This window comes from Nocardia vinacea NBRC 16497 (assembly GCF_000308835.1).
Classification (GTDB): domain Bacteria; phylum Actinomycetota; class Actinomycetes; order Mycobacteriales; family Mycobacteriaceae; genus Nocardia; species Nocardia vinacea.
Map to the genome: position 1 here is coordinate 1 of NZ_BAGN01000092.1, position 19,836 is coordinate 19,836.

20 protein-coding genes are annotated in these 19,836 nt (G+C 64.8%); 11 read left to right on the plus strand and 9 right to left on the minus strand.

Annotated elements, in window-relative coordinates; genetic code table 11:
* Positions 1 to 599 (minus strand): hypothetical protein (locus ON44_RS12205; RefSeq protein ID WP_040689269.1); only part of this gene is annotated, 599 nt, incomplete at its 3' end.
* 110 nt (positions 600 to 709) lie between these two features.
* On the opposite strand from ON44_RS12205, the gene ON44_RS12210 reads away from it, so the two are divergent.
* From ON44_RS12210 to ON44_RS12230, 5 genes are all read left to right on the plus strand, one after another.
* On the plus strand, positions 710 to 1,033 hold the full coding sequence (locus ON44_RS12210; protein ID WP_040689273.1) for a DMT family transporter: 324 nt from the start codon (positions 710 to 712) through the stop codon (positions 1,031 to 1,033).
* Between the two features lie 47 nt (positions 1,034 to 1,080).
* On the plus strand, positions 1,081 to 1,926 hold the full coding sequence (locus ON44_RS46685; RefSeq protein ID WP_051181917.1) for a DUF4253 domain-containing protein: 846 nt from the start codon (positions 1,081 to 1,083) through the stop codon (positions 1,924 to 1,926).
* 116 nt (positions 1,927 to 2,042) lie between these two features.
* The gene (locus ON44_RS12220) at positions 2,043 to 2,819 is read left to right on the plus strand and encodes an ATP-binding cassette domain-containing protein (protein ID WP_040689274.1); all 777 of its coding nucleotides are present in this window, start codon (positions 2,043 to 2,045) and stop codon (positions 2,817 to 2,819) included.
* Positions 2,816 to 3,850: an ABC transporter permease gene (locus ON44_RS12225; RefSeq protein ID WP_040689276.1), complete on the plus strand. Its 1,035-nt coding sequence runs from the start codon at positions 2,816 to 2,818 to the stop codon at positions 3,848 to 3,850. Before ON44_RS12220 ends, ON44_RS12225 begins: the two co-directional genes overlap by 4 nt.
* A gap of 53 nt (positions 3,851 to 3,903) precedes the next feature.
* Complete coding sequence (locus tag ON44_RS12230; protein WP_040689279.1) at positions 3,904 to 4,878, plus strand: ABC transporter substrate-binding protein; 975 nt, start codon at positions 3,904 to 3,906, stop codon at positions 4,876 to 4,878.
* Positions 4,879 to 4,915: 37 nt separating this feature from the next.
* Here ON44_RS12230 and ilvA read toward each other — a convergent pair whose 3' ends face one another.
* Both ilvA and ON44_RS12240 read right to left on the minus strand, forming a co-directional pair.
* Positions 4,916 to 6,136 (minus strand): threonine ammonia-lyase, encoded by a 1,221-nt coding sequence (gene ilvA / locus ON44_RS12235; RefSeq protein ID WP_040689282.1) that lies wholly within the window; start codon positions 6,134 to 6,136, stop codon positions 4,916 to 4,918.
* Between the two features lie 88 nt (positions 6,137 to 6,224).
* Entirely contained in the window at positions 6,225 to 7,400 is a 1,176-nt protein-coding gene (locus ON44_RS12240; RefSeq protein WP_040689283.1) for a serine hydrolase domain-containing protein, read from the minus strand.
* A 163-nt stretch (positions 7,401 to 7,563) separates the two neighbouring features.
* Here ON44_RS12240 and ON44_RS12245 point away from each other — a divergent pair, with 163 nt between their 5' ends.
* The 3 genes from ON44_RS12245 (at position 7,564) to ON44_RS12255 (ending at position 10,584) form a co-directional block, all read left to right on the plus strand.
* Positions 7,564 to 8,286, plus strand: a complete 723-nt coding sequence (locus ON44_RS12245; protein ID WP_040689284.1) for a GntR family transcriptional regulator — start codon at positions 7,564 to 7,566, stop codon at positions 8,284 to 8,286.
* 85 nt (positions 8,287 to 8,371) lie between these two features.
* A complete protein-coding gene (locus tag ON44_RS12250) occupies positions 8,372 to 9,856 on the plus strand; it encodes an NCS1 family nucleobase:cation symporter-1 (RefSeq protein ID WP_040689316.1) in 1,485 nt (494 codons plus the stop codon).
* Positions 9,856 to 10,584 carry an aspartate/glutamate racemase family protein gene (locus tag ON44_RS12255; RefSeq protein WP_040689286.1) on the plus strand — a complete coding sequence of 243 codons (729 nt, stop codon included), beginning with the start codon at positions 9,856 to 9,858 and terminating at the stop codon, positions 10,582 to 10,584. The genes ON44_RS12250 and ON44_RS12255 overlap by 1 nt, the downstream gene beginning before the upstream one ends.
* A gap of 4 nt (positions 10,585 to 10,588) precedes the next feature.
* Here ON44_RS12255 and ON44_RS12260 read toward each other — a convergent pair whose 3' ends face one another.
* From ON44_RS12260 to ON44_RS12285, 6 genes are all read right to left on the minus strand, one after another.
* On the minus strand, positions 10,589 to 10,930 hold the full coding sequence (locus ON44_RS12260; RefSeq protein ID WP_040689289.1) for a hypothetical protein: 342 nt from the start codon (positions 10,928 to 10,930) through the stop codon (positions 10,589 to 10,591).
* A gap of 353 nt (positions 10,931 to 11,283) precedes the next feature.
* A complete protein-coding gene (gene idi, locus ON44_RS12265) occupies positions 11,284 to 11,862 on the minus strand; it encodes an isopentenyl-diphosphate Delta-isomerase (RefSeq protein WP_083897819.1) in 579 nt (192 codons plus the stop codon).
* The gene (locus ON44_RS12270; protein WP_040689290.1) at positions 11,859 to 12,731 is read right to left on the minus strand and encodes a geranyl diphosphate 2-C-methyltransferase; all 873 of its coding nucleotides are present in this window, start codon (positions 12,729 to 12,731) and stop codon (positions 11,859 to 11,861) included. The genes idi and ON44_RS12270 overlap by 4 nt, the downstream gene beginning before the upstream one ends.
* A gap of 51 nt (positions 12,732 to 12,782) precedes the next feature.
* The gene (locus ON44_RS52440; RefSeq protein ID WP_040689293.1) at positions 12,783 to 13,067 is read right to left on the minus strand and encodes a terpene synthase family protein; all 285 of its coding nucleotides are present in this window, start codon (positions 13,065 to 13,067) and stop codon (positions 12,783 to 12,785) included.
* Positions 13,061 to 13,804 carry a hypothetical protein gene (locus ON44_RS12280; protein WP_040689295.1) on the minus strand — a complete coding sequence of 248 codons (744 nt, stop codon included), beginning with the start codon at positions 13,802 to 13,804 and terminating at the stop codon, positions 13,061 to 13,063. The genes ON44_RS52440 and ON44_RS12280 overlap by 7 nt, the downstream gene beginning before the upstream one ends.
* A gap of 15 nt (positions 13,805 to 13,819) precedes the next feature.
* Positions 13,820 to 15,226, minus strand: a complete 1,407-nt coding sequence (locus ON44_RS12285; RefSeq protein ID WP_040689297.1) for a family 2B encapsulin nanocompartment shell protein — start codon at positions 15,224 to 15,226, stop codon at positions 13,820 to 13,822.
* 592 nt (positions 15,227 to 15,818) lie between these two features.
* On the opposite strand from ON44_RS12285, the gene ON44_RS12290 reads away from it, so the two are divergent.
* The 3 genes from ON44_RS12290 (at position 15,819) to ON44_RS12300 (ending at position 19,831) form a co-directional block, all read left to right on the plus strand.
* Positions 15,819 to 18,722: an acyl-CoA synthetase gene (locus tag ON44_RS12290; RefSeq protein WP_051181921.1), complete on the plus strand. Its 2,904-nt coding sequence runs from the start codon at positions 15,819 to 15,821 to the stop codon at positions 18,720 to 18,722.
* 83 nt (positions 18,723 to 18,805) lie between these two features.
* Positions 18,806 to 19,099 (plus strand): hypothetical protein, encoded by a 294-nt coding sequence (locus ON44_RS12295; RefSeq protein WP_040689299.1) that lies wholly within the window; start codon positions 18,806 to 18,808, stop codon positions 19,097 to 19,099.
* 132 nt (positions 19,100 to 19,231) lie between these two features.
* The gene (locus ON44_RS12300; protein WP_040689301.1) at positions 19,232 to 19,831 is read left to right on the plus strand and encodes a class I SAM-dependent methyltransferase; all 600 of its coding nucleotides are present in this window, start codon (positions 19,232 to 19,234) and stop codon (positions 19,829 to 19,831) included.
* Positions 19,832 to 19,836: the final 5 nt, after the last annotated feature.

Here is a 19,836-nt window from a genome sequence, read left to right on the forward strand (position 1 = left end):
CCCGCCCGGTAGGTCAGCAGCTCCTGGCCGATAAGGCTCCAGTCCGGGACGGTTCCGGCGAGGTGTGCGTCGATCAGTGGTTTGCCGACGAGCCAGCGGGCGAAGTTCGGATCGACGGCATCGATCCGGAAGCGAGCGTCGAACGAGACGTTGCCGGTGGCGGTGGGCTTGTCACCGAACAGTGTGCGGCCCAGCTTGGACAGCACGCCGCGGGTGGACACGTTGACCGATGGGAAGGGGCGGTCCAGCAGCACCATGGTCGCGATGAGGTGGTGCGTTGTCGTCGATCTGTTCGACGCGGAACGTGGGCCGACCGTCGCAGCGACACTTTCCGTTTCGTACGCGTACTCCGCCACCGTCACCCAGCGGCCGCCGATCTGCCCTGTCAATGTCACGCCCAGATAGCGTCCACCCTGGGGCATGCGCGATACCCACCGAGCCCGTGAGCTGTCCGCGAACGTCCACCCGTGCTGGGTCGCCCACTGCCGCAAGATCCTTCGGCGCGCGCGCTCGGCACGAATCGCCAGCGGAACGAACACAATGAGCGCGACCAGTATCAGGATCGGCCCGGCCAGGACCAAGATCACCGCTGCGTCCATTGTCCCTCCTCGATCGACGACCGAATTGTGCGGTGTCGACCTTTCGATCGGGACAGTCAAATGCTTATGGCGCCGACCGCACCCCATCCGCCCCGGTTTACGCTGCGCCGATGACCCTGCTGTTGCTGGCGCTGGCCATCGCCTCCGAAATCACCGCGACCGTATCGCTCAAAATCTCCGACGGTTTCAGCAAATTGGTGCCTTCGATCATCGTGGTCATCGGCTACAGCGCGGCCTTCTTCTTCCTGTCCCAAGCACTGAAGCGCGGCATGCCGATCGGCGTTGCATACGGCATCTGGTCGGCGGTCGGCGTCGCGGCCATCGCCGTCATCGGTGTCCTATTCCTCGACGAACGCCTCTCGTTGATCCAGGTCGGCGGTATCGCATTGGTGATTCTCGGTGTGCTTGCCCTGGAACTCGGTGGCGCGCACTGACATCCGCGCTGCGAAATTGTCGGTGGGTGGCTGTTGAATGACGGCTCATGAAGAGAGACTTCGAGGCGGGGACCTTCGCCGCGGATCGCCCGGCGGAGCCGGCGGCGGTGCCCTTCGCGGGTAATGATCCGGCGGAAGCGTTGGCGGCGTACGGGATCGAGCTCCCGGCGGCGTCGGTGGTCGAGCGGACGGTGTCGGGGGCGCCGGTGTGGGTCGTGTCGACCGAGCCCGGTTATGCGGCGGCCGGGCTGTGGGAGCAGGTGCGGGAGGTGCATCCGAAGACCGGATTGTGGCCGGTGCTGACCAAGACCCATACCTGGTACTGCACCGGGTCCGAGCGCGGCTGGGAGCAATCGCGTGAGCTGTCGATTCCGGAATTCGTCGCCGGAACCGATGCGGCGGAATGGTTGCGCGAGAGGTATCGCGAGCGGTTGGGCGATGACTACGAGATTCCACGAGGCGGACCGGACTGGGCCGATCTGGATCTCGAACTCTACGACTACGACGGATTCGATTGGGGCGACGTCTGGAGTATTCGTGGCGATTGCGATGAATTCGACCAGCTCGCCCTGATTCCCACCGCGAATTCCTGGCTGGTTCCGTACGAACTGCAATGGTCGGGTGCGCTCAACTATGACCTCGACGGCGCCGACCACGCATTGATGCTGCGCCGGTGGGCGGCGTCGGAGCGCCGATGCGAACTCGTCGCATTGGATTCCGACACGCTGTGGCTCGCCGTCGCACACGAGCCGGAGCTGACCGAAGACGCCGCGCTCGCGCAGGCATTGGAGGCGTACCTGTACTGCCCGGATGCGGTCGAACAGGATCGCGATTCACTCGATGAACTGGCCGAATCCCTGCTGCGGCAGCTGTGGCGCTTCTGGTGGGACTGATCGGTCTCGTTGCGCCCTGCGCATTTTGTCGAATTCGTCCCATGGGAGGTGGCGGCGAACGTAGCATCGGCCGATGGATCGGACGTTTGCTCAACTGAGTCGACGCGGGTGACGGTATGGCATCGGAACCGGGCGATGTAGTACTCCAGGCCCAGTCGTTGGTGAAACGCTACGGCGGTGTCGAGGCGTTGCGGGGAGCCAACTTTCAGGTCCGTGCCGGTGAGGTCGTCGCATTGATCGGCGATAACGGCGCGGGCAAGTCCACACTGGTGAAATGCCTTTCCGGGGCGGAACAACCGGATTCGGGGACCATCCTGCTGGACGGTTCGGAAACGGTGCTCGGCTCACCGACCGCCGCACGCAAGCTCGGCATCGAAACCGTGTACCAGGACCTCGCCGTCGCACCCGATCTGGACCCGGCCGCCAACCTCTTCCTCGGCCGGGAGCTGGTTCGCCGCGGATTGGCGGGCAGACTCGGCATGCTCGACAAGCGGGCGATGCGGACCCAAGCCGTCGAACACTTCCGAGGCCTCGGCGTGACGCTGCAAAGCACCGATGTGCCGATCGGCGCCCTGTCGGGCGGACAGCGCCAGAGTGTCGCCGTGGCGCGTGCGGTGCTGTGGGCGAGCAAGGTCGTCTTCATGGACGAACCGACCGCGGCCCTCGGCGTTGTGCAGCGCGAAAGGGTGCTCGAGGTGATCCGCAATGTGCGCGACCAGGGCATTGCCGTCGTCCTGATCAGCCACAATATGCCCGAGGTGCTGGCCGTGGCCGACCGGATCGAGGTGCTGCGCCTCGGCAAGCGGGTGGCCCGATTCGTCGCCGCCGACGCGACCTTGGAACAGTTGGTCGGCGCGATGACCGGAGCGCTGTCACATGAGGACGCTGCATGACGAATGCAGAGCCGAAAGATGGCCCCGATCTGCCGGAACGTACTGCGCTGCAACGGCTTCTCGGCGCGAGCACGCTGTGGATCGGCGTGGTGCTCGTCGTTCTGTGTGTCGTTTTCAGTGTCCTCCGCCCCGATGCCTTCCCGACCCGCTTCACCCTGCAAACTCTGCTGATCGAAACCTCGGTGCTGCTGGTGCTTTCGGTCGGCATGACGTTCGTGATCATCACCTCGGGCATCGACCTGTCGGTCGGCATGGTGCTGATCTTCGCCGGGGTGCTCGGTGCGAAAACGATGGAATGGCTGAGCCCCGACGAGAACGCCACCGGTGCGGGGTGGGGGACTATCGCTATCGGCTTCCTGATTTCCATTGCGGGCGGCGGCATCTGGGGATTGCTCAATGGAATTCTGGTGGCAAAAGCCAAGATTCCACCGCTGATCGTCACACTCGGCTCCTTCGGCGCGGCACTCGGTGCGGCACAACTGATCACCGGCGGTGTCGACACCAGGACAGTGCCCGATAAGCTGCGCAACTCCCTGGGTTTCGGGACATCGCTGGGCGGCGTACCGAATCTCGTGCTGGTCGCGGCGGCGGTGACGGTGCTCGCCGCCTGGCTGCTGCACACCACCCGATTCGGTCGCTACACCTACGCGATCGGCTCCAATGAGGAGGCCGCGCGGCGTTCGGGCATCGCGGTCACTCGCCACCTCGTGCTGGTCTATCTGATGACCGGATTACTCGCCGGACTGGCCGGATTCATGAATCTGGCCTACTTCGGCACCACCACCATCGGCGGGCACGGCACCGACAATCTGGATGCCATCGCCGGTGTAGTCATCGGCGGAACAAGCCTTTTCGGCGGCATCGGCACCATTGTCGGCACGGTTATCGGCGTTTTCATTCCGTCGGTGCTGCGCAAGGGATTCGTCATCGCGGGGGTGCCGGTGTTCTGGCAGCCGATCGCGGTGAGCGCGGTTCTGGTCGGGGCGGTGTGGTTCGACCAACTGCGCCGCCGAGCCCGGGACCGCAAGTAGAGAGGTAAGCAGTACAGCACTGCGCGATAAGAAAATAAGGCGGAGGTAGCCAAATGAGGGTGGCGAAGCGGACCGCGGTGATGATCGGCGCGATGGCGGCGGTCGGCACGCTGGTGATGGGATGCGGTGGCTCGGTGAACAATTCCGGCGGCACGGATGCCAAGAAATTGGTGCTGATTCCCGGTGTCGCCGACGAACCGTTCTATATCTCCATGCAGTGCGGCGCCCAGGACGAGGCGAGCAAACTCGGCTACAAGCTGGAGACGCAGGCGCCGACGAAATTCGATGCGGGCGCGCAGACTCCGGTGCTGACCGGTGTGATGGCCAATAAGCCCGGCGGCATCCTGATCGCCCCGACACATGCGCAGGCGATGGCGAATCCGATCAAACAGGCCAAGGATGCCGGGATCAAAATCATCGAGGTCGATACCGCACTGGATGACACCTCGATCGCGCTGTCGTCGATCGCATCCGATAACAAGAAGGGCGGCGAGCTCGCGGCACAGACGCTGGCCAAGCTCGTCGGCGACAAGGGACCCGTGCTGGTGATCAACACCAAGGCCGGAACCTCCACCACCGACGCGCGTGCACAGGGCTTCGAAGACGCGGTGAAGGCATTCCCGGGCATTACCTCGCTCGGCGTGCAGTACAACAATAATGAAGCGGCACAGGCGGCTTCGATCGTCACCGCGACGCTGGCCGCCCATCCCGACCTCGCCGGGATCTTCGCCACCAACCTGAGTTCGGCCGAGGGCGCGGCCACCGGATTGCGCAATGCCAATAAGCTCGGCCAGGTCAAACTGGTCGGCTTCGATGCGAGTCCGAAACAGGTCGAGGATCTGAAAGCCGGCACCGTGCAGGCGCTTATCGCGCAGGATCCGGCCGGGATCGGTGCGAAGGGCGTCGACGAGGCCGCGGCCGCGCTCGAGGGTAAGCCGGTCACCCGCAATATCCAGACCGATATGGTGGCCATCACCCAGGCCGATATGGATGCCAACTCGAAGTACTTCTACAAGCGGAAGTGCTGACGGGGTCGACATCGGGTCCGAGCACGCTCGGACCCGACTAATCCTCCACGCGCACCGCGTACCCCGAATTCTCCAGCGCGGCAAGCACATCGTCTCGATGCGTGGGACCCCGGGTCTCCAACGTCAGCGACACCTCGACCTCGTCAACGGCGAGCCACCCACCGGTCCGCGAGTGCACCACATCCACCACACTCGCACCGGTCTTCCCGACCACCGCGAGCAATCCGCTGAGCGCACCCGGCCGATCCGAAATCGTCACGCGCACAGCCAGATAGCGCCCGGCGGCACCGAGACCATGACCGATGATTCTGGTCAGCATCATCGGATCGATATTGCCGCCGGACAGGATCGCGCACACCGGCCCCTGCAATCCGAGTTCCGTTGGCTCGCGACTCATCAAGGCTGCCACCGCGGCGGCACCGGCGGGCTCGACGATCAACTTCGCGCGTTCCAGACACAGCAGCAGCGCCTTGGACAGCGCGTCCTCGTCCACCGTGACCACCGCGGGCACATGCGCCGCGACGTGCGCGAACGGCACCTCACCCGGCAGCCCGACGGCAATACCGTCGGCCATCGTAGACATCCGCGCCACTCGCACCGGCTTACCCGCCGCCAGCGAATCCGGCCATGCCGCCGCCTCCGCCGCCTGCACGCCAACCACCCGTACGTGTGGTGCGACATGACGCAGGGCGATGGCGACCCCGGCGAGCAGCCCACCGCCGCCGGTCGGCACGATCACCGTACCGACCTCGGGCATCTGCTCGATGATCTCCAAGGCCACCGTCGCCTGCCCGGCGACGATATCGGCGTGATCGAAGGGATGGATCAGCGTCGCACCGGTCCGCTCGGCGAAATCCAGTGCTGCGTCCAGCGAGTCGTCGATGGTCTCACCGACCTGTCGTACCTCGGCCCCATATGCCTTGGTGGCCACCAACTTCGGCAGCGAAGCACCCACCGGCATGAACACCGTCGAGCGAATCCCGAGCGAAGCCGCGGCCCACGCGACCCCCTGCGCGTGATTGCCCGCACTGGCCGCCACCACGCCGCGCGCCCGATCTTCCGCCGGAAGGTTCGCGATCCGGAAATACGCCCCGCGCGGCTTGAACGAGCCGGTCCGCTGCAGGTTCTCGCACTTCAGCCACACCTCGGTTCCGGCGCGTTCGGATAACACCCGTGACGCGACCACCGGTGTCCGCCGAATCACCGGCGCCAATGCCGCCGCGGCCGCCTCGATACGGTCCAGTCCCAGCAACTCCATGGCCCCATGCTGCCAGTTGCTGTGCACCCAGCGCCGACTCCCGCACGCAATCCGCGGGATCCAGCAGAATCTGCTCAGGAATGGGCGCTCAGGCCAATCCCTGCTTGGCCAAGTTGTGCGCAATCGCACCGAGTCGCGCCAGTCGGGCATCACCCAGCGGCGTCAGCTTCCCACCGAGCCGATTGGTGACGAAGGCCAGCGACATACCGGTGGCCGGATCGGCGAACGCCCCCGAACCGCCGAGGCCGAAATGACCGAACGCCGAGACGGGTTCGGCCTTCGACGGCTTCATCGGCACACCGTGATAACCCAGCGCCCACGGAATGCGAAACGCCAGAACGTAGTCGGGAGTGAAGACCTGACGCTGCGTGATCAGCTCGACAGTCTCCGGACGCAGCAACTGGAAGTCCCCGAGCCGACCATCGGTCGCGAGGGCGCTGTACATCCTCGCCAGGGCGCGCGCCGAGAAAACCCCGTTGACGCCCGGCATGACCGAATCATGCAGGCGCGGATCGGAAACCATATCCGCGAACCCGCGCGGCGTGGTTTCCGCAGCCGCCGCGAAACGAGTTCGGCCCATGAGCCGCGCACTGTTCTCCCAACTCATACCCGCAACGGTGAGTCGAGGAAAGTTGGTGGCAATGCGGCCGCGCTCGGACTCCGGTACTCGGAACCAGAGTTCTTCCGCCGCAAGCGGTTCCGCGATTTCCGTGCGCAACAGTTCGGTGAAGTCCGAACCGGAGACCCGTCGGATCAGCTCGGCGGCCAAATGCCCGAAGGAGATTCCGTGATAGCCGCTGGTCACCAGGTGACGCGGATCGGCGCCGCAGGCCGCGAGCGCGGCGGTGACCTCGGCATCGTCGAAGAAACGCGTTACCGGCCCGGGCAGCAGATCGCGCAACCGATGCAGGCCCGCCCGGTGCGTGAGCATTTCCCGCACCGTAATGCGCTCCTTGCCGGCCGCTCCGAATTCGGGCCAGTAGGTGGCGACCGGCTCGTCGTAATCGAACAGTCCACGCTCGGCCAATCGGTGCGCCAGCGTCGAGACCACACCCTTGCCGGTGGAATAGGCCATGGCCACGGTATCGGCGGCCCACGGCACCCCCGGATGCGCGAATCCGGCCCACACATCCACGACCGGTTCGCCGTGCTGATAGACCACGAGCGCCCCGCCGCCATCGCTCGGCCGGCGGAACAGCCTGTCGAATTCGGCGACCAGGCGCACATAGCGACGATCCACCGACTGCGTTGCCGTAAGTGTCATCGGATTACCTCTGTCGTTCGACCAACCAACAGCATGGCACGACGGCGATACGGCTCTATCGCGGTGCCGAAATTCCAACCGTGAGACCAGTCGGTTCGGTGAACTTTTCCTGACCGTCACATCCGTGACCGAGATCGCAACACGGCTCGCATAGCGTGGCCGCATGCCCCCGAGACGACGATCGGCGCTATTGGCCAGGTTGGTTGTCGACGAACCAGGCCGACCACAAGTGATCCTCGGCGAACTGCGCCGGGTGATTCTGGATGGGGCCGTGCCGCCGTGCACGGTGATCCCGTTGCGTGAGGTCGCCGAATTATTCGGCGTCAGCCACATCCCCGTGCGCGAGGCGCTCAAGACATTGATCGGGGAGGGGCTGGTCACGCATCGGCCGCACGGCGGTTATGCGGTGGCCCAGCTGACCTCCAACGAGCTGCGCGAAATGTACATCGTGCGGGAGACCCTCGAAACCGCTTCGCTGGCGGCCGCGGCGCGCAATGCCACCGACGCCGACCGCGCCCGCCTGCTCGAAGTGAATTCGTTACTGGAACAGGCGATTCGAGATGACGACCCCGTCGCGTACCACCGTCAGTCGCGCCACTTCCATGTGGCGCTGACCAAGCCGTCGCGGTTGTTCCGACTGCTGCACATGCTCGAATCGGCATGGAATGTCACCGAGCCGGTGCAGTCCATGGTGCATATCGGCCGCGGCGACCGGGTGCGCCTGCACACCGATCACGCGCTGATGCTCGATGCGTTCATGGCTCGCGATGTGGATCGCCTGCTGCTGGTCGCCGAACGGCATCACCGCAGGTTGGAGACGGTAATCGCGACGCTGCCCACCGATACCGGACTGCTCGCGCCGGAAGATATATCTGTCGCGCAATAGCCGGGCAATAACTGCGCAATGGTGGGGCAATGCGCGGTTTCTACCGTCGTTTCGATCACAGTTTCACCCTCGGATGGGAAACACCATGACCGAAACGCTCACCATCGCAGCCCCGCCCGTACCCGCGCCACCCGCCTACGACCCACGCCTGACGAATGCGGATCTGGCCCCGCTGCGCAAGCAGACCTGGGGCTCCTACAACATCTTCGCGTTCTGGATGTCGGACGTGCACAGCGTCGGCGGCTACGTCACCGCGGGCAGTCTGTTCGCACTCGGACTAGCCAGCTGGCAGGTGCTCGCGGCGCTGCTGATCGGCATCACCATCGTCTATTTCTTCTGCAATCTGGTCGCCAAACCGAGCCAGGTGACCGGTGTGCCGTATCCGGTCATGTGCCGCAGCGCATTCGGGGTGCTCGGCGCGAATATCCCGGCCATTATCCGTGGCCTGATCGCCGTCGCCTGGTACGGGATTCAGACATTCCTTGCCTCTGCTGCGCTGGATGTCGTACTGGTGAAACTGTTTCCGAGCCTGGCTCCGTATGCGGTCGTCGACGACTACGGGTTCCTCGGTCTATCGCTGCTCGGGTGGGGCAGTTATCTATTGCTGTGGGTCGTGCAGGCCTGCGTGTTCTGGCGCGGCATGGAATCGATTCGCAAATTCATCGACTTCTGCGGTCCCGCTGTGTATGTCGTGATGTTCCTGCTCTGCGGTTATCTGATCGCCAAGGCGGGCTGGAGCGCCATCGACCTGAAGCTCGGCGAGGTGAAGTACACCGGCTGGGCCTCGGTGCCGGTCATGCTCGGTGCGATCGCGCTGGTCGTGTCCTATTTCTCCGGTCCGATGCTGAACTTCGGCGACTTCTCCCGCTACGGAAAGAGTTTCGCGGTGGTGCGGCGCGGCAACCTGCTCGGGCTGCCGGTCAACTTCCTGCTCTTCTCGCTGCTGGTCGTCATCACCGCATCGCTGACGGTCCCGGTCTACGGTGAGCTGATCACCGATCCCGTTGCGACGGTGGCCCGTATCGACAGCACCTTCGCGATCGTGCTGGGCGCGTTGACCTTCACCATCGCCACCGTCGGCATCAATATCGTCGCCAACTTCATCTCTCCGGCCTTCGACTTCTCGCACGTCAGCCCGCAGCGGATCAGCTGGCGTGCGGGCGGCATGATCGCCGCGGTCGGCTCGGTCCTGATCACGCCGTGGAACCTCTACAACAATCCGGAGGTCATCCACTACACCTTGGAGGTGCTCGGCGCATTCATCGGCCCGCTGTTCGGTGTCCTCATCGCCGACTACTACCTGGTGCGCAAACAGCAGGTAGTAGTCGACGACTTGTTCACCCTGTCGCAGACCGGAACCTATTGGTACAGCAAGGGTTACAACCCGGCGGCGATCATCGCCACCGCCGTCGGCGCGATCGTCGCGGTGATCCCGGTGCTCGCCAAGGATGTCACCGGCATGTACACCGCCGCACAGTACAGCTGGTTCATCGGCTGCGGTCTCGGCTTTCTCACCTACTACCTGCTGGCCACCCGAACCCGGTTGGCAGTGAAGGGAGTTACTGCCTGATGCGCATCCGGGTCGTCAACCCGAACACCACCCGGGCGATGACCGACACGATCGAGCAGTGTGCCCAGGCCGTAGCGGGCCGGGGCACACTGCTCGACGCGGTCACCACCGAAATGGGGCCCGCCTCGATCGAGAGTCACTACGACGAAGCCCTCAGTGTCCCGGGCATTCTCGCTGCCATCCGACGCGGCGAAAAGGAGGGTATCGACGGCTACGTGATCGCCTGCTTCGGCGATCCGGGCTTGGATGCGGCCCGAGAACTGGCAAGTGGCCCAGTAATCGGTATAGCGGAGGCGGCAATGCATACCGCGAGTCATCTCGGCGGCTTCAGCATCGTCACGACGCTCAGCCGGACCATCGGCCGAGCGGACGAGCTGGTGTATCGCTATGGCATGCAACGTTTTTGCCGTGGCATCCACGCCTGCGACATCCCGGTGCTCGCACTGGAAGATCCGGATGCCCGCAAAATCGTCACCGAGGCATGCGGCGATGCGGTCGACGCCGATGGCTCCGATGCGATCGTCCTCGGCTGCGCCGGCATGGCCGATCTCTGCAGCCACATCCGCGACGAGATCGGTGTACCGGTGATCGACGGCGTCGCCGCTGCCACCCTCACGGTCCAGTCGCTGATCACCCTCGGCCTGCGCAAATCGGGTAGGGGAGAGTTCGCCGCACCACCACCGAAGCTGTACAGCGGCCTACTGCGCTCCTTCGGCTCGAATTCCTGAGCTGTCAGGCGGCGGCCAGGGCTTCCATCGCCGCATCGGGATCGTCGACATCGACGACGAGACGGGTGAACCCGGGGCCTGCGAGGTCGATGAGAATGGCATGACCGTCGAATCTGGTGTCCCAGAACTCTTTTCGCCCTTTGCCGCGGTAGGTACCCGCCGCGATCACGCCGGGGAAGAAGGTGCCCGGTGCGCGGACCCACGGTGGGCGCAGATCGACCGGGGCGGGGGTCACCTCTTTGATATCGGCCAGATCGAAGGTCACGTGCTCGCGCAGGGCCAGCAGTCGGTGCCCGCCGAGCACATGAACCGTCACTTTGTCGTCCGTGACTTCGACTTCGACCATCGTGCACCTCGCTGAATTCTGGACCTCGTACGTAAACCAGGATCCGAGTCGCTCCTGTTCGCACCCTGTGTCGTGCCTGTGATTTCTCGAAGGCTTTGTCCGGTGTTACAAGTGCCGCATTTCTGCACGAAATACTTGCTGAAACGTAGATATGCGCATTGAAGCATGAGCTCTGACTGGAGCCCGAGAGTTTGCCGGCAGAAAGACACACCAGCCGACTGCTGGCGACGGGCTCGGCCAAGGCAGCCACTTGTGGACCACAGCGGCGATTACGAGATGACGCCGGAGATGATCGCTGGCCGGCCTACGCACCGGCATCGGGCAGGTCGGTGGGACGACCTGCCCGATGAACCTCAGATGACCCGAACCGCTTCTTCCGCGATATCGAGCACACCGAGCAACCACGGCGTATAGCTCCCCGGATCGTCGGCGATCGCATCTCGCAGCGCCTCCGGTTGGATCCACGCGTAATCGGCGACCTCCGCCGGATCCGGCCGTGGCGCCGCGGTCCGTAGGAACTCGGCATCGAGCCGTCCGATGAGCACATGATCCCATTCGTGCTCCACCCGACCGGTCGCGGAATCCTGGGCGTGATACCGGAAGATTCCGACCTCGGTCAGCGCGGTGGCCAACCCCAACTCCTCGGCCAACCGGACGGCGGCGGCCGCCACCACCGGCTCATCCGGCGCGGGATGACCGCAGGCCGTATTGGCCCAGAGCAGGGGGAACCGCGTCTTCACCGCGGCACGCTGCTGCAACAGCACCCGACCCGCATCGTCATACAGCAGCACCGAGAAAGCGCGGTGCAGCAGCCCAGGCGCGGTATGCGCCTGCGCTACCGGGCACGCACCGACCGCGCGCCCGGCCGCGTCGACGAGCTCAACAGGCAGGGCCTCGCGGTCGGTGATCGGTTTGGCCAGCGTTTCGGTCACCGACCCACCTTATCGGCGGCGATCAGCAGGTATTGGAAGCTGCCCTCCTTGTAGGCGGTCAGGAACGGCTTCTCCACGCCGGTCGCCAGCTCGGATTCGGTGCGCAGCTCCCAGTAGGGAATCGTGGCGGCGGTCAGATCGATGACGTTGACCGGCACCAGATTGTTGTCGGCCAAGGCCCGGAAATACTCGCTGCGCGGATGGATCATGCAGCCGTAATGGGCGTCGATCCAGCTGACCGAGGCCGAGCGCCCGCCATTGACATCGTTGGAGCAGCCGGTGATGCAGACGTAGCGACCGCCGGGCTCGAGCAGCCGGGCGAACTCCTCGAACAGTTCGCCGAGGTCGACATACATGGTGGTTTCGTTGGTCCAGATGCCGCGCTTGGATCCGGTGTCGAAACCGGTATCGAGCATATTCCGGAAATGGAAGCGCACCTTGTCCGCGACACCGCGATGGGCGGCCTGATCATTGGCGAAGCCGACCTGGTATTCGGAGATGGTGACGCCGTCGACCTGACAGCCGAAGCGCTGATTGGCCATAAAACTCGTGCCGCCACGGCCGGAGCCGCCGTCCATCAGCCGATCGCCGGGCCGGATATCACCGAGGTGGTCCAGCAGCAGCGACGCCTGCGCGGTCTCCAGGCGGTGCAGTTCCTTGACGATCCGTTCCTCGCGAGAATCCGCCGGACCGGCCAGCACCGCCTGATCGGGTTCGCCGATGCCGTAGTGGTGGTGGAACAGCCCGTCGACCTCACCGAGTTTGGTATTGACCCGGTCGTCATTCGGGTTGTTGTTCCAGTACTCGGCAACGGCTTTCTGGTAGCTGGTGCGCAGGACGGACCCCGTGTCGGGATTGAGCATGGTCATGCCTGATCATCCTCTCGTGTTGCGGTACTACTGATTACGTTGCGGTACTGGCTAATTCGACTCGTTGTAGCGCTCGCTCGCGGCATGCCAGGCGCGGTTGCCGCCCATCCACGCCCAGAGCCCGCCGAGGAACCGGCGCAGTTCGGCCGATCCGGCGGCGGCCAGTGGACCGGCCTCCTGTTCGAATCGGTGCACCAGCTCGTCGTGCACGACGACGGTGCGCAGCACCGCCTCGCGCCAGGAGCAGCGTTCCTCCGCGGCCAAGACCGTCGACAGGTTGAATTCCCTACCGTCCGAACGGTCTTCGCGCGCCATGGAATACAGGTCGTTCACCATCTGACCTCCGTGCCGAGCGCGATGAACCATCCGGCGATCTCGGTACGCAATCGAGCCGGCTGTGCCGGGGTCGCATACCGGGACAGACCGTCGTTGACCGGTTGGGCCGACGCCGGGTCATCACGCAACGGCGGTGGACGGTACAGGGGTGGAATCGGTGCCGCGGTGCCATGCAGGTAGGCCGATGCGGTACCTAATCCGGTGGGGCCGAATGGAATTCGACTCCGGATGGTTTTCGGTTCGGTCGGGGCCGATCCTGCCGGCGCGGCCCCCTGCGCCACGCCGACAGCGATCGGTGTGGCATCGAACGCCACCGGTGGCGGCTGGAGACCAGCCGCCCGGATAGTAGGTGTGCGTGCGGGGTCGGGTACCTCAGTAGTAGGTAATCCCGCTTGGGTGGTGGTGGACGACGGAAGTAGGAGTGCAGCCGCGCCCAGACCGCTGGGTCCGAGCAGGCTGTGCGGAACAATCGTCTCAGGTTGGGTGGGTCGGTCCAGTTCTGACGAATCAGCTTCCACCACCTGGGTTTCGGATGATTCGGGTATTGCCGTGCATTCGGGTAATTCCGTACTTTCCGGTATATCGGTGTTTTCAGGTGGAGCCGAGGTTTCCGGTGCCGGAACCTCCAGCGGGAGCGTCGGTGGAGCGGTGGTATCGAGGTTGGACAGCAGTGCCGCGACAGCGGCGGCCACCTCGTGGGTGGCTGGTGGGGCCGAGGCGCGGGAGAGCACCGACATCGGTCATCACCCCGGTCAGTCCGCCTGCCGGGCGACCAGGACGTTGTCGAGCACGCCCAGTGCGTCCGGCACCAGCACGGCCGCCGAGTAGTAGCAGCTGACCAGGTAGGAGATGATCGACTGGTCGTCGATGCCCTTGAAGCGGACGTTCAGGCTCGGCTCGTATTCGTCCGGGATGCCGGTCTGGTGCAGGCCGATGACGCCCTGATCCTTCTCGCCGGTACGCATGGCGAGAATCGAGGTGGTCTGGGTATCGCTGACGGGGATCTTGCTGCACGGGTAGATCGGGACGCCGCGCCAGGCGAACACGCGGTGTCCGTCCACCTCGACCGGATCCGGATACAGGCCGCGCTTGCTACATTCGCGACCGAAAGCGGCGATCGCTTTCGGATGTGCCAGAAACAGTTTCGTGCTGCGCCGCATGCTCAGCAGCTCATCCATATCGTCCGGCGTCGGTGCGCCGGACTCGCTATAGATGCGCTGTTTCAGGTCGCAATTGTGCAGCAACCCGAAATCGGGATTGTTGACCAGATCGCTTTCGCGCCGCTCGTAGAGCGCCTCGATGGTGAGCCGGAGCTGCTGTTCGACCTGGTTCATCGGATCGTTGAACAGGTCGGCGACGCGGGTGTGCACCCGCAGCACGCTCTGGGCCAGGCTGAGCTCGTATTCGCGCGGGGCGTCGTCGAGGTCGACGAAGGTGCCGGTCAGCAACGGCTCACCGAAGTGGCCCGAGGAGATCTCGATATTCGCCTCGCCCTTGGTGTTCTGCGGGCGTGCCGGAGCGTCGGCGACACGGGACAATTGCTCGCGGAGCGCGGGGGTGTACTCCAGCATTTCTTCGAGCGTTTGCCGGGACAGCACCAGCATGGTGGTCGGGGTGACGGTTTTGACCGTCACCGGCCAAATACCGGACCCATCGATGAGGGTTTCATCGCCGAAGAAATCACCGCCGCCCAGCATGCCGAGCTTGGTTTGCTCGCCGAATTCCCCGGTGCCGATCTTGCTGAGTTTGCCGTGCACGATCAGCATGACCTGATTCATCGGATTGCCGAATTCGGCGACCACCGTACCGGGTTCGAGGTCGCGCTGCTCGAAACGCTGGGCGAGCGCGCGCAGCACCTCTTCGTCGTCGAAGTCCCGCAATTGCGGAAGTTCGGTGAGTTCCATCGGGATCACTCTGGCTTGCGAGCCGTCGATGACGAACTCGACCTCGCCGTTGCCGACGGTGTGGGTCAGCCGTCGGTTCACACGATAAATACCACCGTTGACCTGCGTCCACGGCAGCGCGCGGGTGAGCCAGCGCGATGTGATGCCCTGCATCTGCGGCTCGGACTTGGTGGTGTGCGCGAGCTGGTGGGCGGCACCGGTGCTGAGGCTCTTGCGTCCGTTGGTTTCTGCTTGGACTGGCATTTCGATGGTCATGCGTGGTCCTCACCTGAGATGGTCACCGAGACGGTCGATTGTGCTGTACTGGTGGTCGACGGCTTTCGAATTCGGCGGTGGTACACAACAATTCGACAGGCGGCAGGCCTGCTGGGGTATGGCGGCATGGTTGCCGAGAGAAGTGGCGGACCGAGGCATGCAGACGGTTACCGACTCTCCCGTGCGAATTGGCTTACGCGACATTGCGTTCCGAACGGCTTCGATCCTAAACCGCGAAAGATGCTGTGCGCACACGAATCTCGAGAATGAAGCCACAAGAATGCTGGTCTGTTTTTTGGATGGTTACGACATGACCTCGATGCGGATAACTGCCGATAACGACCTGGACGAATCGGCGCGGACCGGGCAAGGCTGTACGGTCGGTATCTTTTGCGCCCCGCCGCCGCGAACATCCCGCATCATCGGCCCGACCTGGCATGGATCCCGTCACAGCCGACCCATAATGGATACACGGTGTGGGAAGCTCGTCTGAGCACATCGGGGTGTGTGATGCGGGTCACTTTGCAGGGTAGGGCCAGGAGCGATCGTGAAGTTGAATGTGGAAAGTGTGGTCGGGTCGGTGCAGCGGTTGATGGCAACGGCCCAGAACGGCCTCGAGGTCATCCGCTTCGGCGGGTTGACCCACGATGTCGAGTCCTCGCCGTTCGAGGTCGTCGAACGGCGCAGAATGTATCGACTGCGCCATTACTTCCCCGACGATGCGACGCCGGGTCGCCCGGTCGCGGTCCTGGTGCCGCCGCTGATGGTCAATGCCGATATCTGGGATGTGAACGCCGACGACGGCGCGGTCGGCATTCTGCACCGCGGCGGAATCGACTGCTGGGTGGTCGATTTCGGTTCGCCCGCCAGTGAGGAGGGGGGCTGGGAACGGGATCTGGCCGATCATGTCCTCGCGGTCAACAGCGCCATCGATACGGTCTGCGACGCGACCGGCGCCAATGTGCACCTGATGGGGTACTCGCAGGGCGGCATGTTCGCCTATCAGACCACCGCCTACCGCTTCGGCAAGGGCGTGGAGAGCATCGTGACCTTCGGCAGCCCGGTGGATGTGGTCGCGGGCATGCCGTTCGGACTGCCCTACGGCATGGTCTCCGATGTCGCGGAGTTCCTGGCCGACCATGTGGTGACCCGCCTGCCCATCACCGATTCCATGGTCCGGCTCGGCTTCCAGATGCTCGATCCGATGAAGACCGCCAAATCGCGCATCGACTTCCTGCGCCAGCTGCACGACCGAGAGGCATTGCTGCCCAAGGAACGTCAGCGTCGGTTCCTCAATAACGACGGTTGGGTCGGCTACGCCGGTCCGGCGGCGGCGGACCTGCTCAAGCAGTTCGTCGTGCACAACCGATTGATGCTCGGTGGCTTCGTGATCCGGGACCAGCCGGTTTCGCTGGCCGAGCTGAAGTGCCCGATCCTGGCCTTCGTCGGCGAGGTCGACGATATCGGCCAGCCGGCCGCGGTGCGCGGCATCGTCCGCGCCGCACCCAATGCCGAGGTATACGAAGCCAGTTTGGTGGCGGGACATTTCGGCCTCGTGGCGGGCAGCATGGCGACCAGGCATACCTGGCCGCTGGTGCGTCAGTGGATCGATTGGATGGACGGCGATCAGCCGCTGCCGCCGGAGATCGCGCCGATGACCGACCATATGGCGACCAGCCGGCCGAATTCGGTGGCCACCCGGGTCGTGCACACCGCGGCCACCCTGGCCGAGGCGGGCGCGGGCGTCGGCAAGGCGCTCGAGGGCATTGCCGGCAATACCGTGCGCGGGTCGATCGAACTCGCCGGTGAGGCCGCGCGCGCACTGCCTCGGCTGACTCGACTCGGCATGATTCAGCCGCATACCCGCATCTCGTTGGGCCGCTTGGTCGCCGAGCAGGCGCGCCGCGCGCCGCTGCGCGATCTGTTCCTCTTCGACGATCGCGTGCACACCAATGCCGCCGTGAATGTGCGCATCGATAATGTCGTGCGTGGGCTCGTCTCGGTCGGCATCCGCCCGGCCATGCGTGTCGGTGTGGTGATGGAGACCCGGCCGAGCGCGCTGGCCAGCGTCGCCGCGCTGTCCCGCATCGGTGCGGTGTCCGTACTACTCGCCCCCGGTAGCGAGTTGGAGCGGGCCATCGAACTCACCGGCATCAAAGCCCTGATCTCGGATCCGGAGAATCTGCGGGCGGCGGCGGCAACCGGCACCCGGGTCCTGGTGCTCGGCGGCGGGAGCGCACGCACTCTCGATATTCCATTGAGCGATGACGTGATCGACCTGGAACAGATCGATCCCACGCAGGTCGAGCTCCCCGCCTGGTATCGCCCGGATCCGGGCCTGGCGCGGGAATTGGCCTTTGTGCTCGTCACCGGCACCGGCGACCGCTTGGAGACCAAATACATCACCAACCACCGCTGGGCGCTGTCCGCCTTCGGCACCGCGACCTCGGCCGATCTGGACCGCAAGGACACCGTCTACTGCCTTGCGCCGCTGCATCATTCGTCCGGTCTGCTGGTGAGCCTGGGCGGCGCGATCGCGGGCGGCAGCCGGATCGCGCTGGCCAGGTCGCTGGATCCGGTCCAGTTCGGTGAGGAGGTGCACCGCTACGGCGTCACGGTGGTCACCTACACCTGGACGATGCTGCGCGACATCCTCGACGCCGAAGTCTTCCCGGCCGGACACCAGCATCCGATCCGCCTGTTCATCGGCTCGGGCATGCCCGCGGGCCTGTGGCGACGCACCACCGAACAGTTCGCGCCGGCTCGGGTGCTGGAGTTCTACGCCTCCATCGAGGGCGATGTGGTGCTGGCCAATGTGGCCGGTGTGAAGGCGGGCTGCAAGGGTCGCCCCGTGCCAGGGACCGCGAAGGTGGAGTTGGTCGCCTACGACCCGGTCGCCGAGCAGATCCGGACCGATGGGTCTGGTTTCGCGCGCCGGTGCGCGGATAACGAGGTCGGGCTGTTGATCGGCAAAGCGACCGAAGGCATCGACCTCTCCGACGGCGGACTCCGCGGGGTCTTCACAGCGGGCGATGCGTGGATGCCGACCGAAAACCTCTTCCGCCGCGACAGCGACGGCGACTACTGGCTGGTCGATCGCACGGACACAGTGATCCACACCGAACGCGGTCCGGTCTTCACCCAGCCCATTGTCGATGTGCTCAATGACATCACCGCAGTCGATATGGAGGTCGCCTACGGACTGCCCGTCGGCGAACACACGCTGGCGGTGGCGGCGGTCAGCGTCCGCAAGGGCTTCCGGCTGGAACCCAAGGATGTGACCGAAGCGGTGCGCGCGCTCGATCCGGACCAGCGGCCCGACATCGTCTACGTCGTCGACGAGATTCCGCGCAGCTCGTCCTACCGTCCGTCGACACGGGCCGTGCAGGCGGCGGGCCGTCCGCAGCCGGGACCCGATACCTGGTGGTACAACCGGGAATCCGAGGCCTACGAAATCCGCACCGAAGACGAAGCCGGAGCCCGCTTCGGCGAGTAAGCCCGCGCCCCGTCGTTCCGATTTCGGTCGGAGCGGCGGGGTAGCGTGGATGCCAGGTCCGCGGCGACAACGGAGGTTTCGAGATGTCGTGGAAGGTCAAACTGGGCGTCGGCATATTGGCGCTGTTGGGCGCGCTGATGGTGATCGGGTTCGTGAAGAGCCTGGTGCTGTCCCTGGTGCCGCTGGCACTCCTGCTGTTGGCCGGTTACGGCGTGTTCCGGCTCTATGTCGGCAGCCGCGGCAAAGCCGCAGAGACCGAAGCGCCACAGCTGCCCGCCACCCCGCCACCCGCGCTCCCGACCCGTCCCACGAAGGATGCGGCGACCAGACTCCGCGAGATCCGCGAGGAAGCCGCCCGTCAGCAGGGGCAGCGGTAGGCGGGTACGCTTGGCGCGCCGGATCGTGTTGGCGAGTCGGTTGATTCATTACCAAGAGGGCGTTGCCTCGTGCGGGCTGCCCGGCGCATCCGGGTGGCGTAGTTGCCATGTCGACAACTGTTCAGGGGTGCTGTGAGACCGAGCCTTATCTACCGCAACGGAACCATCTACGAGCTGTTGATGCGTGGGCTGTATGGGCGGCACTACCCCGCTCGGTATCGCGCGATCGCCGAACTCGTGCCCGATGGCGCCCGCGTGGTCGACCTGTGCTGTGGGCCCGCGACGCTGTACACCCGCTACTTGCGCGACCGGTCCATCGAATACACCGGACTCGACCTCAACGGCCGATTCATCGCAAGGTTGACCCGGGCGGGTGGACGCGGTGTGGTGTGGAATTTGCGTTCCGATACGCCGCTGCCCGAGGCCGATTACGTCGTTATGCAGTCGAGCCTGTATCACTTTCTGCCCGAACCTGCCCCGGTCATCGATCGGATGCTGGCGGCGGCGGGAAAGCAGGTGATCATCGCGGAGCCGATTCGAAACCTGGCCACCAGCGACAATCGGGTACTCGCCGCGATCGGCCAGCGGTTCACCGATGCGGGCGACGGCGCACAGGCGCGCCGGTTCAGCGAGGCGACTCTGGACGCGTTCTTCCACGGTTACGAGCCGCGCGTCGTACAGCGGTCGGTGATCGCCGGTGGCAGGGAGAAGCTGTTCGTGCTCACCGCGTGAGGAGG

Excerpts from the sequence above, each read along its gene's own strand:
- ON44_RS12225 (WP_040689276.1), top strand. The coding sequence starts at position 2,816 with ATGACGAATGCAGAGCCGAAAGATGGCCCCGATCTGCCGGAACGTACT.
- ON44_RS46685 (WP_051181917.1), top strand. The coding sequence starts at position 1,081 with ATGAAGAGAGACTTCGAGGCGGGGACCTTCGCCGCGGATCGCCCGGCG.
- ON44_RS12255 (WP_040689286.1), top strand. The coding sequence starts at position 9,856 with ATGCGCATCCGGGTCGTCAACCCGAACACCACCCGGGCGATGACCGAC.
- ON44_RS12230 (WP_040689279.1), top strand. The coding sequence starts at position 3,904 with ATGAGGGTGGCGAAGCGGACCGCGGTGATGATCGGCGCGATGGCGGCG.
- ON44_RS12250 (WP_040689316.1), top strand. The coding sequence starts at position 8,372 with ATGACCGAAACGCTCACCATCGCAGCCCCGCCCGTACCCGCGCCACCC.
- ON44_RS12295 (WP_040689299.1), top strand. The coding sequence starts at position 18,806 with ATGTCGTGGAAGGTCAAACTGGGCGTCGGCATATTGGCGCTGTTGGGC.
- ON44_RS12285 (WP_040689297.1), bottom strand. The coding sequence starts at position 15,226 with ATGACCATCGAAATGCCAGTCCAAGCAGAAACCAACGGACGCAAGAGC.
- ON44_RS12245 (WP_040689284.1), top strand. The coding sequence starts at position 7,564 with ATGCCCCCGAGACGACGATCGGCGCTATTGGCCAGGTTGGTTGTCGAC.
- ON44_RS12210 (WP_040689273.1), top strand. The coding sequence starts at position 710 with ATGACCCTGCTGTTGCTGGCGCTGGCCATCGCCTCCGAAATCACCGCG.
- ON44_RS12290 (WP_051181921.1), top strand. The coding sequence starts at position 15,819 with ATGGCAACGGCCCAGAACGGCCTCGAGGTCATCCGCTTCGGCGGGTTG.
- ilvA (WP_040689282.1), bottom strand. The coding sequence starts at position 6,136 with ATGGAGTTGCTGGGACTGGACCGTATCGAGGCGGCCGCGGCGGCATTG.
- ON44_RS12260 (WP_040689289.1), bottom strand. The coding sequence starts at position 10,930 with ATGGTCGAAGTCGAAGTCACGGACGACAAAGTGACGGTTCATGTGCTC.
- ON44_RS12280 (WP_040689295.1), bottom strand. The coding sequence starts at position 13,804 with ATGTCGGTGCTCTCCCGCGCCTCGGCCCCACCAGCCACCCACGAGGTG.
- ON44_RS52440 (WP_040689293.1), bottom strand. The coding sequence starts at position 13,067 with ATGGTGAACGACCTGTATTCCATGGCGCGCGAAGACCGTTCGGACGGT.
- ON44_RS12240 (WP_040689283.1), bottom strand. The coding sequence starts at position 7,400 with ATGACACTTACGGCAACGCAGTCGGTGGATCGTCGCTATGTGCGCCTG.
- ON44_RS12270 (WP_040689290.1), bottom strand. The coding sequence starts at position 12,731 with ATGACCATGCTCAATCCCGACACGGGGTCCGTCCTGCGCACCAGCTAC.
- ON44_RS12220 (WP_040689274.1), top strand. The coding sequence starts at position 2,043 with ATGGCATCGGAACCGGGCGATGTAGTACTCCAGGCCCAGTCGTTGGTG.